Origin of the sequence: Sphingopyxis sp. H115 (assembly GCF_001468465.1) — a bacterium.
GTDB lineage: Bacteria > Pseudomonadota > Alphaproteobacteria > Sphingomonadales > Sphingomonadaceae > Sphingopyxis.
In genome coordinates this window covers 70,510-83,700 of record NZ_LNSA01000005.1, presented here as the reverse complement: position 1 = coordinate 83,700, position 13,191 = coordinate 70,510, and the positions used below count along the sequence as shown (strand labels likewise).

Sequence of the window (13,191 nt, the reverse complement as noted above, 5' to 3'; positions counted from 1 at the left end):
AGAACGGTGCTTCGACCAGCTCAGCACGAACGGATGAGGGGATAGTGCTTTGACAGAGAAGATCATCGTCATCGACGAGGGCACGACGTCGACCCGAACGATGCTGTTCGCCGCCGACGGGACGCCGCTGGGCAGCGCGCAGCGGGAGTTCAAGCAGCATTATCCGGGGCCGGGACTGGTCGAGCACGACGCCGCCGAAATCTGGGACGCCACGCTCGCCTGCACCCGCGCCATGATCAAAAAGGCGGGCGGCGCCGAGCGTGTCGCGGCGATCGGGATCACCAACCAGCGCGAGACGATCGTGTTCTGGGATCGCACCACCGGCGAACCGCTGGCGCCTGCGATCGTGTGGCAGGACCGCCGCACCGCCGAGGATTGCGCGGCGTTGAAAGACGCGGGGCATGAGGCGGCGGTGCAGACAACGACCGGGTTGCTGCTCGATCCCTATTTTTCCGGGAGCAAGATCGGCTGGGCGCTGAAGCATTGGCCGCAGTTGCGCGAGGCGGGCGAGCGGCTGGCGGTCGGAACGATCGAATCCTATCTGGTCTATCGCCTGACCGGCGGGGTGCATGTGAGCGACGCGACCAATGCATCGCGTACCTTGCTGATGGACATCAACGGCAAGGGCTGCTGGGATGGCGAGCTCTGCGATCTGCTCGGCGTGCCGATGGGCCTGCTGCCCGAGATCACCGGCTGCACGACGACGGTCGGCACCACCGATCCCGACTTGTTCGGCGGCGCCATCCCGATCTGCGGCATGGCGGGCGACCAGCAGGCGGCGACGATCGGCCAGGCATGCCTGTGGGCCGGGCAGACCAAGGCGACCTTCGGCACCGGTGCCTTCATCCTGTCGGCAAGCGGCACGGTACGACCGCAATCGGCGAACCGTCTGCTCGCAACCGTGCTCGTGCAGGAAGGCGACGTCCGCTCCTATGCGCTCGAAGGATCGGTGTTCGTCGCGGGCAGCCTGATCAAATGGCTGCGCGACGGGCTCGGCCTGCTCGCGAGCGCGGGCGAGAGCGAGGGGCTGGCACGCTCGGTCGGCGACAACGGCGGCGTCTACCTGGTTCCCGCGCTATCGGGGCTCGGCGCGCCGCACTGGCGGCCTGACGCGCTCGCCGCGCTGTCGGGCCTCAGCTTCGCGAGCGGCAAGGCCCATGTCGCGCGTGCGGCGCTGGAGGCACAGGCCTATCAGGCGCACGACCTCAAATCGGCATTTGCCGCCGACGGGGTCGACTGGGCGGAACTCCGCATCGACGGCGGCATGGCGGCGAACGACTGGATGGCGCAGGACCTGGCCGACATGCTCGACCTGACCGTCGAACGACCCGATTTTGTCGAAAGCACCGCGCTCGGCGCCGCAATGCTCGCCGCGACCGGCGCCGGCTTCTATCCCGACCTTGCGAGCGCGGCGACGGCGATGCGCGGCACCGCGACGCGCTTCACGCCCGCGCTGGGTGCAGATAAACGCAAAACGCGCCTTGCCGGGTGGCAAAGCGCGCTTGCAAAGGTTTTGGGCTGATCCCCGCCTTCGCGGGGGCAAGCGAGCGAATTAACGCTTGAGGGTAAGACCGCCGAAACGCTTGTTGAACTTCGCAACCTGACCGCCCGCGTCGAGCATGCGGCCCGTGCCGCCGGTCCACGCCGGGTGCGCGGTGGGGTCGATTTCGAGCGTCATCACGTCGCCCTCTTTGCCCCAGGTCGAGCGCGTCTGATATTCGGTGCCGTCGGTCATCTTGACCGTGATCATGTGATAGTCGGGGTGAACGTCTTTTTTCATCTCTTGGCTCCTGTGCCACTGGTTACCGACCAGCGGCTGAGTCTGTGCGTCCGAGAACGCGAAGTGGCGCCCTTAGTGGGCTGGCTAGAAAAATGCAACTCCCCTGCTTCGTGACCCCGGACTTGATCTGGGGTTACGAAGCGGAGACGTGTCACTTAGTCGCTCGGCGGATCGGCGATCATCGCGGTGAACTGGCATTCGGTCGCGAGCTGGCCGTCCAGCATCGCCTTGCCCTCGAACTTGCAGATATTCCGCTTTGCCTGAAGGATGGTGACGTGCAGGTCGAGCAGGACGCCGGGTTCGACGGGCTTGCGGAATTTCACCCCGTCGATGCCCATGAAATAAACGAGCTTGCCCGACCCGCCGAGACCCAGCGATTCGATCGCAAGGATGCCGCCAGCCTGCGCCAGCGCCTCGACGATAAGCACGCCGGGCATGATCGGCCGGCCAGGGAAATGACCTTGAAAAAAGGGCTCGTTCATCGTCACCGCCTTGACCGCGTGGATCGAGGTGTCCTTCACCATCGATTCCACCCGGTCGACGAGCAGCATCGGATAACGGTGCGGCAGCAGCGTGAGTATCCGGCGAATGTCCACCAGGCCCAGCGCCCCTGCCCCGTTTTCCCCGTCCGTCATGGAGTTTAGCGCGTGGTCGGCGCGGTGCCGGTGGCCGGTGCCGCCGGTGTCGCGGCGCGCGCCGCATTGGCAGCCGCCTGATTCTTCTGCTGCATCAGCTGGCCGGGCTGATAGCCGGCGGGCGGAACGATCTGGACGTTCGGCACGAGCGTATTCAGTTCGGCGACGATCGCGTCGGTGATGTCGACGTTCTTTTCGGCGGCCAGAACGATCTGGGGATTATAGCTGAGCAGCAGGTCGACCTTGCGCTTGGTCATGCCGGCCTTGACCGCTTCGTCGAGGCGCACGCTGATCTGGTCGATCGCATAGGTCCGCGCGATATCGAAAGGCTGCGACAGCTGGCTGAGTTCGCGCTGCGCCGCGGCCGACTTGTCCTGAAAAGCCTTGATCGCGGCATCGACCGCCGCCTGGTTGCGCGGAGTTTTCTTCGCTTCCTCATTGGCCTTCGCGCGCAGAACGTTCAGTTCGGCTTCCAGCGTCTGGCTGCGCGTTTCGACCTGGTCGATCTGCGCCTTGTACGTGGTGCCGATCTGGGTCAAAGCCGTCTTGAAAGCGTTCGACTGGGCGACCGCGGCTTCGAGGTCGGCGACCGCCGAACCCTTCGTCGATTGGGCGGCGACCGGGGCAGCGAACATCGGCGAAACCGACACGGCGGCAACGGCGAGGGCCGAGGCGACAAATATTTTCTTCATCAGAATTGGGTTCCTACATTGAATGAGAAGCGTTTGGTATCATCGCCCTCTTCTTTGCGAAGGGCGTAAGCGAAGTCGATCCGGAAAGGACCGAACGGAGAGTTCCAGTTGACCCCGGCGCCGATCGACACGCGCGGCATCCAGGTATCGCCGAAGAAGCGCTCCTCGAACGGCGGCAGATTCGACGTCGTCCCCTCGAACGCCGCGCACGAGTTGTACGCGCCGCCCGGGATCGACGGCGTGTTGGCGTTGTTGTCGTGATCGATCAGGCTTTGCTGGGCAAAGTTGACGCTGCCCGTGGTCGCGTTGCGGCACAGATTCTTGGTCAGGCCGTCCGACGGGTCGAGGAAGTTGGCGAGCGTGGTGAGCGTGGGACGCTTCACGCTGAACACCGACCCGACATCGAGGAAGATCGACGGCCGCAACCCCAATTCCTTAGCGCCGGTGCCCAGCGGAATGTCGAGCTCGAGCCGGCCCAGATAATAGGCCCGGCCGCCGAGCGCGTCGTCGATCTGCCCGCGATCGCCATCGGTGTCGGTAATGACGATGGGGTTGGTGGGATCGGTATTGTCGACGCCGTAGCGGATGACGCGCGGACCGACGCCGCGAATGTCAAAGCCGCGCATCTGCGGTTCGCCGAGGAAGAAGCGATCGGTGAGACGGACCTTGTCGCTGGTCGGCGTCGGGCGGCCGCCGAACGGGTAGATATAGCCGCCTTCGGCCGACAGGTTCAGGATGAATCGGCTGCCGAGGTTGAAATGCTTCGATGCGTTGAGGCGCGTGCGGACATATTTGACGCTGCCGCCGAGACCCGCGAAATCCTGGCTGAGCGACAGCGACTGGCCGCGGGTCGGACGCAGGCGGTTGTCGCGGTCGTCATAGGCAAGCGTATAGCCGACCAGCGACGTGGTGCGCGTGCCGATCGCGTCGCAAAGATAGCGGCCCGCGACGAAGGGATCGCACTCGCCGCCGAAATAATAAAGGTCGCGGTCCAGTGTCACATCATCGTAATTCAGGCTGTAACGCGCAAAGAAGGACATGAACTCGGTCAGCGGCACACCGGCGTTGAGCTGGAAGCCGGTCGTGACCTGCTGGAACGTCGTGCGGCGATCGTTGTTGATGAAGTTGAACGAATTGAGGTCGCGGCGATAGACGCTGCCGCCGACCGAGATGTTGCGGTCGAACAGATAGGGTTCGGTAAAGCCGAGTTCGATCGATTTCGAATAGCTCGAATAATTGACCGACGCCTGAAGTTGCTGGCCAAGGCCGCGGAAATTGCGCTGGCGGATCGATGCCTGGAGCAGGAAATTCTCGATCGACGAGAAACCGGCGGACAGCGACAACTCGCCGGTCGGCTTTTCCTCGACATTGGTTTCGAGGACGATGCGGTCGGGCGCGCTGCCTTCCTTGCGCTCGATTTCCAGATTCTCCTGGAAGTAACCGAGGCTGTTCAGGCGGTTTTCGGTGCGCTTGATGCCAAAGCTGTTGAAGGCATCGCCTTCGTTCAGGCGGAATTCGCGGCGCACAACCTTGTCGTGGGTCAGCGTATTGCCGTTGACGTCGATGCGTTCGACATAGGTCCGCGGGCTTTCGCCGACGTTGAAGGTGATCTGCATCGTCCGCGTATCGGCGTCGCGGCGGAATTCGGGGTTGATGTCCGCGAACGCATAGCCAAACAGGCCCGCGGTCTCGCTGAGGCTCTCGACCGTGTCTTCGACCAGCTTGGCATCGTACCAGTCGCCGGTCTTCATGGGCAGCAACTTCTTCAGCATCTCGGGCTGGAAGTCGCGCAGCTCGCTCTTCACGTCGACGTCGCCGAACTTGTAGCGTTCGCCTTCTTCGACGACATAGGTGATGATGAAATCCTGCTTATTGCTGGTAAGCTCGGCGACCGCCGAGATCACGCGGAAATCGGCATAGCCGTTCTGCAGGTAGAACAGGCGCAGCTTCTGCTGGTCATAGGCCAGGCGATCGGGATCGTAGCTGGTGTTCGACGACAGGATCGTCAGCAGACCCGACTCCTTGGTCGCCATCTCGTCCTTGAGGTCGCCGTCGCTGAACTTCTCGTTGCCGATGATGTTGATCTGGCGGACCTTCGATTTCGGACCTTCGTTGATTTCGAAGACGACATCGACGCGATTCTGGTCGAGCGAGACCATTTTCGGTTCGACCGTCGCGGCGAAGCGGCCCTGCCGCTTGTACAGTTCGATGATGCGCGCGACGTCCGCGCGAACTTTCGAACGGGTGAATATCTGGCGCGGGGCAAGTTTAATCTCGGGCCGGATCTTGTCTTCCTTCAGGCGCTTATTACCTTCAAGGATGACACGGTTGATCACCGGATTTTCGGTGACCTGGATTTGCAGCGCGCCCGCATTGTCGGTGATCTGGAAATCCTTGAACAACTCGGTCGAGGCCAGATCCTTGAGCGCCTGGTCAAGCGTGGCGCGGTCGTAGGTCTGACCGACGCGCAAACGCAGGTACGACAGGATCGTCTGCGCCTCGAGCCGCTGGTTGCCGACGACGGTGATCGACTGGATGGTCGTTGCCGTCGGCGCGGCTTCGGGCGCGGGAGCCGGGACGGTTGGCGGCGCAACCTGCTGCGCCATCACCGGCGCGCTGAGCATCGTACCTGCCATGAGGAAGGCCGACAGCTGGGTCCGCGCCGAGAATTTGTGTGAAGCCACGCTGTTCATCCCGAAAAAATAACTCAAAAGCGACAAACCCGCCTGACCGCGGGTTCGCGCGCCACTCCCTGCCCCAGACTCGCTAGCCAATCAAGCGGGCGATCCCGTCCCAAACCCCAATTGAGCCCAAATCGTTGAAAGTCACGACCAGCATCAGCGTGACGATCGCCGCAAAACCGAATCGGAACGCCCATTCCTGCGCCTCGGGAGGCGCAGGACGCCGCCGGATCGCCTCATAGGCGTAAAAGGCCAGATGACCGCCATCGAGCATCGGCAATGGCAAGAGGTTGATGAACCCCAGATTGATGGAGATGAGCGCGATGAAGAATATGAGCGACGCCAGCCCCAGTGTCGCCGCCTGACCGGAAATCTCGGCAATCTTGACCGGGCCGTTCATGTCCTTGATCGAGCGGCGCCCGGTCAGGAACTGCGCCAGCACCTCGCCCGTCTGGCGGACGATCTGCCATGTTTGGTGCAGCCCGACCGCCGGGGCTTCGAGGATCGACACCTTTTCAAGCTTCTGCGGCGGCGGCGCCAGGCCGATGATCGCGCGTTGATGCTCCTTGCCGAACGGATCCTTTTCGGTGACCAGCCGCGGAGCGAGCGTCACCGTCCGCTCGCTCCCCGCGCGCAGTACGCGCAGTTGCATCACCTCGCCCGGGCGGTGCGCGACCGCCATCGGTATGTCGCTAAAGGTTTCGATCGCGCGGCCGTCGATCGAAACGATGCGGTCGCCCTCGCGCAGCCCGGCGGTCTCGGCGGCCGATCCCGCCGAGATGGCGCCGGCGACCGGCGGGGTCACGACCTTGCCGCCGACCCACGCAAACCCGGCGAGGATCAAGATAGCGAACAGGAAATTAGTGATCGGCCCCGCGGCAACGATCGCCGCGCGCTTCCACACGGGCTGCGCGGGGAAAGTGTGCGAGCGTTCTTCGGCGGGCAAGGATTGCCATTCGGCATCGGGCTGGCTCACCGCATCGCGGTCGCCCGCGAACTGGACATAGCCGCCGAGCGGCAACCACCCGATCTTCCATTCGGTGCCCCGCTTGTCGGTCCAGCCGAGGATGCGGCGGCCGAAACCGATCGAGAAGGTATCGGCCTTCACCCCGCACCAGCGCCCGACGATATAATGGCCATATTCGTGCACGAACACGAGCGGCCCCAGCACCAGCAGGAAAGCAAGGATGGTGAAGCCGAAGCCCGGGGTTTCAAGCATGTTCGTACTGGTCCACAAAATGCTGCGCAGCCGCACGCGCTGCCGCATCGACGCTGAATATGTCCTGAAGCGATGACGGAGGCGCAGGTTCCGCGGCGTCGATCACCCGACGCACCGTATCGACGATCGCAGGGAAGGAAATGCGGCCCGCAAGAAAGGCGGCGACCGCCACCTCGTTCGCCGCGTTGAGCTGCGCGGGCCGCGCGCCGCCCTCGGCAATCGCGGTGCGGCAGAGCGCGGTCGCGGGAAAGCGCACCTCGTCGGGCGCCTCGAAATCGAGCCGCGATATGGTCGCGAGATCGAGCGGAGCGCATGGCGTCGCCATCCGCTGCGGCCACGCCAAGGCCGACGCGATCGGGATGCGCATGTCGGGCGAGCCGAGCTGCGCCAGCGTCGAGCAGTCGATATATTCGACAAGGCTGTGGATCACCGACTGCGGATGAACGAGGATTTCGATGCGGTCGAGCCCGACGGGGAAAAGATGATGCGCCTCAATGAGTTCGAGGCCCTTGTTCATCATCGTTGCCGAATCGACGCTGATCTTGGCGCCCATCGACCAGTTCGGATGCGCGACGGCCTGCGCCGGGGTGACGAGCGCCATGTCGGCGACGCTCATCGTGCGCAACGGTCCGCCACTCGCGGTCAGGATGATCCGCCGCACCTGGTCGATGCGCCCGCCGGCAAGGCATTGGAAGATCGCATTATGCTCGCTGTCGACCGGCAGAATCGTCGCACCTGAGCGCCGCGCGGCAGCGGTCATCAGTTCGCCTGCCGAAACGAGCGCTTCCTTGTTCGCGAGCGCAACGTCGGTGCCGGCTTCGAGCGCCGCCATCGTCGGGGCGAGGCCCGCGGTGCCGACGATCGCCGCCATTACGAGGTCGGCCGGACGCTTCGCCGCTTCGACCAGTGCATCGACGCCGGCGGCGGCCTCGATACCGGTGCCCGCCAGAGCTTCGACAAGCTCGGGGAAGCGGCTTTCGTCAGCGATCACCGCGACGCCAGGGCGGAATTCCCTTGCGAGCGCCGCCAGTTCGGCGACGTCGCTGTTCGCGGTCAACACGCCGATTTCCCACGCCTCGCCGTCGCGGCGCACAAGGTCGACGGTCGATTGCCCAACCGATCCCGTGGCGCCGAAAAGCGAAAGGCGGCGCGTCATGTCAGCCGGCCGCCCGCACGGCGATCTGCCCGGCGAAAGCCAGCGCGCCGAGCAGCAGCGCGACCGGCAGAACGCCATCGACGCGGTCGAACAGCCCGCCATGGCCGGGGATGAGCTTGCCCGAATCCTTGACCCCGGCGCGGCGCTTCATCCAGCTTTGCGCAAGGTCGCCCATTTGCGCGAGCAGCCCCATGAACAGGCCGATCCACAACGGCACGCCGACGATGCCGGCGCGGTCGCCGATCGTCGCGCTGGCAATCAGCGCCGCAACCATGCCACCGATCAGGCCCGACCAGGTTTTCGACGGGCTGATCTTCGGCGCGAGGCGCGCGCCGCCAAAGGCGCGGCCCGCAAAATAGGCGCCGATATCGGTCGCCCAGACCATGCCGAAGACCCATAGCGCGGCGGTTATGCCCAGATGGTCGCGAACGAACCACAGTCCCGCTCCCGCACCCAGAACGAGGATCGGACCAAGGATATTCAGGGCGGCCTTACCTCCGCTGCCCACCGCCATCGCGCGCACGAGCGCGAACCATTCGACGAGGACCAGCGCGCCGCCGACGAGCAGAAGCAACCCAAAGGCGAGACCGCCGAACCACAGCGCCGTCCCCGCGATCGCGAACAGCACGATCGCCGAACCGATCCGCACCCACAGGTCCGATTTACCCGCCGCCATAGTCAAAGTCCCCCATAGCGGCGATCGCGCCGCGCAAATTGATCGAGCGCCGCCTTCAGGTCGGCCGGGGTGAAATCCGGCCACAGCTTGTCGGTGAAATAAAGTTCGGCATATGCCGACTGCCACAGCAGGAAATTCGACAGCCGCACTTCGCCCGAGGTGCGGATGAGCAGGTCGAGCGGCGGCATGTCGGCGGTGTCGAGGTTCGCTTCGATCGCCTCGGCGGTAATGTCGCCCTGCGCCGCGGCAGCGGACGCCGCACGCACCAGTTCGTCCTGCGCGCCATAGTTGAGCGCAACGGCAAGCGTCGTGCGCTTGTTCCCCGCGGTGCGTTCGAGTGCATTGTCGATGAGGGCAACGACATCGGGCGCGAGCGCGCGCCAGTTGCCGATGACCTTCAGCTTCACGTCGTTCGCGGCGAATTCGTCGAGATCGGACAAGATGAAGCGCTTCATCAGCCCCATCAGGTCGCTGACCTCTTCTTCGGGCCGCTTCCAGTTTTCGGAACTGAAGGCGTAAAGCGTCATCGCCTCCAGCCCAAGGTCGCCCGCCGCCCGGACGATCGTGCGCACCGCCTCGACCCCCGCCTTGTGGCCGGCAACGCGCGGCAACAGGCGTTTTTTCGCCCAGCGGCCGTTGCCATCCATGATGATGGCCACATGGCGCGCGCCGTGATCGGAAATGGTCACAAAAAGCCTCAGAACCCGTTCGTGTCGAGCGAAGTCGAAACACGTGAAGTAGGGCGCAAACTCGGCGTGTCTCGACTTCGCTCGACACGAACGGGAAAGGGGGTCGTGCCAGGCAGCACTAGCCCAGGATTTCCTTTTCCTTGGCGGTCGCAGCGGCATCGATTTCGGCGATCGTCGCATCGGTCAGCTTCTGGACCTCGGTTTCCGACCGCTTGCGCTCATCCTCGCCGATTTCCTTCTTATTCTCGTCGGCCTTCAGATTGTCCATGCCGTCGCGGCGGACGTTCCGCACCGCAACGCGAGCCTTTTCAGCATATTGGCCGGCCAGCTTCGACAGTTCCTTGCGGCGTTCCTGCGTCATTTCGGGGATCGGCAGGCGCAGCATCTGGCCGTCGACGATCGGGTTGAGGCCGAGCCCCGCCGAACGGATCGCCTTGTCGACCGGGCCGACGTTCGACTTGTCCCACACCTGCACCGACAGCATGCGCGGTTCGGGGGCGCTGACCGAGGCGACCTGGTTCAGCGGCATGTGGCTGCCGTAAACCTCGACCGTTACCGGATCGAGCAGCGCGGTGTGCGCGCGGCCGGTGCGCAGACCCGCAAGGTCGCTCTTCAGCGATTCGACCGCGCCGTGCATGCGACGTTCGAGGTCGGCCTTGTCATATTTCGCCATCTGTATTTCCTCTCTTATGCGTTGCCGGCGGCGTCGCTGACGACGGTCGAAACGCCCTCGCCCGCCAGGACGCGCGCCAGATTGCCGGGTTCGCGAATGTTAAACACCACGATCGGGATATGGTTGTCGCGGCACAGCGCCACTGCGCTGGCGTCCATCACCTTCAGATTGTCGGCGAGCACGCGGTCATAGCCGAGCGTGTCATAGCGGACCGCCTTGGGGTCCTTCTTGGGGTCGGCGTTATAGACACCGTCGACGCTGGTGCCCTTGAGCAGCGCGTCGCATTTCATCTCGGCGGCGCGCAGCGCGGCACCGCTGTCAGTGGTAAAATAGGGGGCGCCGACACCGGCGGCGAAGATCACGACGCGGCCTTTTTCGAGGTGGCGTTCGGCGCGGCGGCGGATCACCGGCTCGCACACCTTGTCCATCTCGATTGCCGACTGGACGCGTGTCTGGACGCCGAGTTGCTCGAGCGCATTCTGCATCGCCAGCGCGTTCATCACCGTCGCGAGCATGCCCATATAGTCGGCCTGCGCGCGGTCCATCCCCTTGGCAGCGCCCGCCATGCCGCGAAAGATGTTCCCGCCGCCGATGACAAGGCAGATTTCAAGGCCGCGATCCTTGGCTTCCTTGACCTCTGCCGCCATGCTCGCGACCGTTTCGGGGTCGATGCCGAAGGGGGTCGACCCCATCAGCGCCTCGCCCGACAGCTTGAGCAATATGCGTTTCATGCCGGGCAATGCCATGTCGGGGGAACCTCTTGCAAACTCTATATACGCGAATGGCGCGCACCCTAGTGAAGGCGCGCGCCATTGCCAAGCGGACTGCGGCGCCGCGGCGCAGCAATCCGATACTTCTTCTTAGACGCCAGCGGCGGCCGCGACTTCCGCCGCGAAGTCGCTTTCTTCCTTCTCGATGCCTTCACCGAGCTGGAAACGGACGAAGCCCTTGAGCGTGATCGTCGCGCCGACATCCTTGCCGGCGGCGGCGACGACTTCGGCGACCGCGGTCTTGCCATCCATCACGAACAGCTGCGACAGCAGCGCATTTTCCTTGCGATACTTGGCGATCGCGCCGTCGACCATCTTCGAAACGATTTCGGCGGGCTTGCCCGACTGAGCAGCCTTTTCCTCGGCGATCGCGCGTTCGCGCGCGACGAGGTCGGCGTCGAGATCATCGCCGTTCAGCGCCAGCGGGTTCGCGGCCGCGACGTGCATCGCGAGCTGCTTGCCCAGCGGTTCGAGAACATCGGCGCCGGCGGTCGATTCGAGCGCGACGAGCACGCCGATCTTGCCCATTCCGGGAGCGACGGCGTTGTGGACATAGCCGGTCACCACGCCCGACGCGACCGACAGGATCGCAGCGCGGCGCAGCGACTGGTTCTCACCGATCGTCGCGATGTTGCTGGTCAGCTTTTCGGCGACGGTGCCGCCGCTCGGATAGCCGGCGGCGCCCAGCGCCTCAATATCGGTGATGCCGCCGGCGAGCGCGACCTGGGTCACGTCGCGGACGAATTCCTGGAACTGCTCGTTCTTGCCGACGAAGTCGGTTTCGCTGTTCACTTCGACGACAGCGCCGCGCGCGCCGTCGGTGGCGACGCCGACCAGACCTTCGGCGGCGACGCGGCCAGCCTTCTTGGCAGCGGCGGCGAGGCCCTTGGTGCGGAGCCAGTCGATCGACGCTTCGATATCACCGTTGTTTTCGGCGAGCGCCTTTTTGCAGTCCATCATGCCTGCGCCCGTGCGGTCGCGCAGTTCCTTGACGAGAGCGGCCGTGATTTCAGCCATGCGATGTTCCTTTCCAAAAGCAGCAGGCTCGCGTTGCGCCCGCTGTCCGCCGCGCGCATGGCGGCGTGATAAGTCAAAGTGATGACCGGGACGGCGCGGGTTTATCGCCGCACCGTCCCGTCATGCCAATGGACGCCTATGCGTCGCTCTGACGTTCGGTTTCCGCGGCAGCTTCGGCGGGGACCTGTTCGTCCTCGGTCACCGGAGCGGCGGCTTCCTCAAGCGCCGGCTCGGCGGTCGGTTCGACGGCGGCACCCAGATCTTCGCCGCGGTTCGCACGGGCCTGCTGGCCGCCACGGGTCGCCGCCTGGGCGACCGCGTCGCAATAGAGGCGGATGGCGCGCGCGGCGTCATCGTTCGCCGGGACGGGGAAGGCGATGCCGTCGGGCGAGACGTTCGAGTCGAGGATCGCGACGACGGGGATACCAAGGACATTGGCTTCCTTGATCGCCAGCTCTTCCTTGTTCGCGTCGATCACGAACATCACGTCGGGAATGCCGCCCATGTCGCGGATCCCGCCAAGGCTGAGCTCCAGCTTGTCGCGCTCGCGCGTCTTGTTGAGCACTTCCTTCTTGGTGAGGCCCGAGGTGTCGCCGGCGAGCTGCTCTTCGAGCGTCTTGAGGCGCTTGATCGAGTTCGAGATCGTCTTCCAGTTGGTGAGCATGCCGCCCAGCCAGCGGTGGTTGACGAAATGCTGCCCCGACGCGCGAGCCGCGTCGGCGATCGGGCCCTGCGCCTGGCGCTTGGTGCCCACGAACAGCACCTTGCCGCCGGCGGCCGAGGTCGAAGCGATGAAGTCGAGCGCGCGCGCGAAGAGCGGCACGGTCTGCGACAGGTCGAGAATGTGGATGCCGTTGCGCGCACCGAAGATATACGGCTTCATGCGCGGGTTCCAGCGGTGGGTCTGGTGGCCGAAGTGGGCGCCAGCCTCGATAAGATTCTGCATCGTGACGACAGGTGCCGCCATAGTCTTTCTCCTTCCGGTTGGTCCTCTGGAAAGCAAGAACCGGGATCCGCAAGCGGATGATCCCGGCACCGGTTATGTGCGCCTTCCATGTGGAATGGGCGGGCCGTTAGCGGGCCTTCGCATCAAAAGCAAGGGGTTTGCCGCCGGGCTTGCCATCGATGCCGGCGACGACCGCGCCTCAATTCGGCGACAAAGCGACTCGGTTCGTCGCAAATGACTTGAGAACAAAGCGGGAA

The 13,191-nt window shown here is 64.5% G+C and carries 13 protein-coding genes; 1 reads left to right on the top strand and 12 read right to left on the bottom strand.

Translation table 11 applies throughout. The features are described 5' to 3' along the window. Positions 1–49: 49 nt before the first annotated feature. Positions 50–1,522, top strand: a complete 1,473-nt coding sequence (locus ATE71_RS05500) for a glycerol kinase (protein WP_058802478.1) — start codon at positions 50–52, stop codon at positions 1,520–1,522. A gap of 30 nt (positions 1,523–1,552) precedes the next feature. Here ATE71_RS05500 and rpmE read toward each other — a convergent pair whose 3' ends face one another. From rpmE to rpsB, 12 genes are all read right to left on the bottom strand, one after another. Beyond that, complete coding sequence (gene rpmE / locus ATE71_RS05495) at positions 1,553–1,780, bottom strand: 50S ribosomal protein L31 (protein WP_058802477.1); 228 nt, start codon at positions 1,778–1,780, stop codon at positions 1,553–1,555. A gap of 155 nt (positions 1,781–1,935) precedes the next feature. Beyond that, entirely contained in the window at positions 1,936–2,415 is a 480-nt protein-coding gene (gene fabZ, locus ATE71_RS05490) for a 3-hydroxyacyl-ACP dehydratase FabZ (protein ID WP_058802476.1), read from the bottom strand. Between the two features lie 5 nt (positions 2,416–2,420). After that, positions 2,421–3,107 (bottom strand): OmpH family outer membrane protein, encoded by a 687-nt coding sequence (locus ATE71_RS05485; protein ID WP_058802475.1) that lies wholly within the window; start codon positions 3,105–3,107, stop codon positions 2,421–2,423. Beyond that, positions 3,107–5,800: an outer membrane protein assembly factor BamA gene (bamA, locus tag ATE71_RS05480; protein ID WP_058802474.1), complete on the bottom strand. Its 2,694-nt coding sequence runs from the start codon at positions 5,798–5,800 to the stop codon at positions 3,107–3,109. Before bamA ends, ATE71_RS05485 begins: the two co-directional genes overlap by 1 nt. Before the next feature lie 73 nt (positions 5,801–5,873). Then, positions 5,874–7,007 carry an RIP metalloprotease RseP gene (rseP, locus tag ATE71_RS05475; protein WP_058802473.1) on the bottom strand — a complete coding sequence of 378 codons (1,134 nt, stop codon included), beginning with the start codon at positions 7,005–7,007 and terminating at the stop codon, positions 5,874–5,876. After that, a complete protein-coding gene (locus ATE71_RS05470) occupies positions 7,000–8,163 on the bottom strand; it encodes a 1-deoxy-D-xylulose-5-phosphate reductoisomerase (RefSeq protein WP_058802472.1) in 1,164 nt (387 codons plus the stop codon). The genes rseP and ATE71_RS05470 overlap by 8 nt, the downstream gene beginning before the upstream one ends. A gap of 1 nt (position 8,164) precedes the next feature. Further along, the gene (locus tag ATE71_RS05465; RefSeq protein WP_058802471.1) at positions 8,165–8,839 is read right to left on the bottom strand and encodes a phosphatidate cytidylyltransferase; all 675 of its coding nucleotides are present in this window, start codon (positions 8,837–8,839) and stop codon (positions 8,165–8,167) included. Positions 8,840–8,841: 2 nt separating this feature from the next. Continuing rightward, the gene (gene uppS / locus ATE71_RS05460) at positions 8,842–9,528 is read right to left on the bottom strand and encodes a polyprenyl diphosphate synthase (protein ID WP_082665095.1); all 687 of its coding nucleotides are present in this window, start codon (positions 9,526–9,528) and stop codon (positions 8,842–8,844) included. A 118-nt stretch (positions 9,529–9,646) separates the two neighbouring features. Further along, a complete protein-coding gene (frr, locus tag ATE71_RS05455; protein ID WP_058802470.1) occupies positions 9,647–10,201 on the bottom strand; it encodes a ribosome recycling factor in 555 nt (184 codons plus the stop codon). 14 nt (positions 10,202–10,215) lie between these two features. Next, complete coding sequence (gene pyrH / locus ATE71_RS05450; protein WP_058802469.1) at positions 10,216–10,947, bottom strand: UMP kinase; 732 nt, start codon at positions 10,945–10,947, stop codon at positions 10,216–10,218. A 114-nt stretch (positions 10,948–11,061) separates the two neighbouring features. Next, positions 11,062–11,988 carry a translation elongation factor Ts gene (tsf, locus tag ATE71_RS05445; RefSeq protein ID WP_058802468.1) on the bottom strand — a complete coding sequence of 309 codons (927 nt, stop codon included), beginning with the start codon at positions 11,986–11,988 and terminating at the stop codon, positions 11,062–11,064. 136 nt (positions 11,989–12,124) lie between these two features. Further along, complete coding sequence (gene rpsB, locus ATE71_RS05440; protein WP_058802467.1) at positions 12,125–12,955, bottom strand: 30S ribosomal protein S2; 831 nt, start codon at positions 12,953–12,955, stop codon at positions 12,125–12,127. Positions 12,956–13,191: the final 236 nt, after the last annotated feature.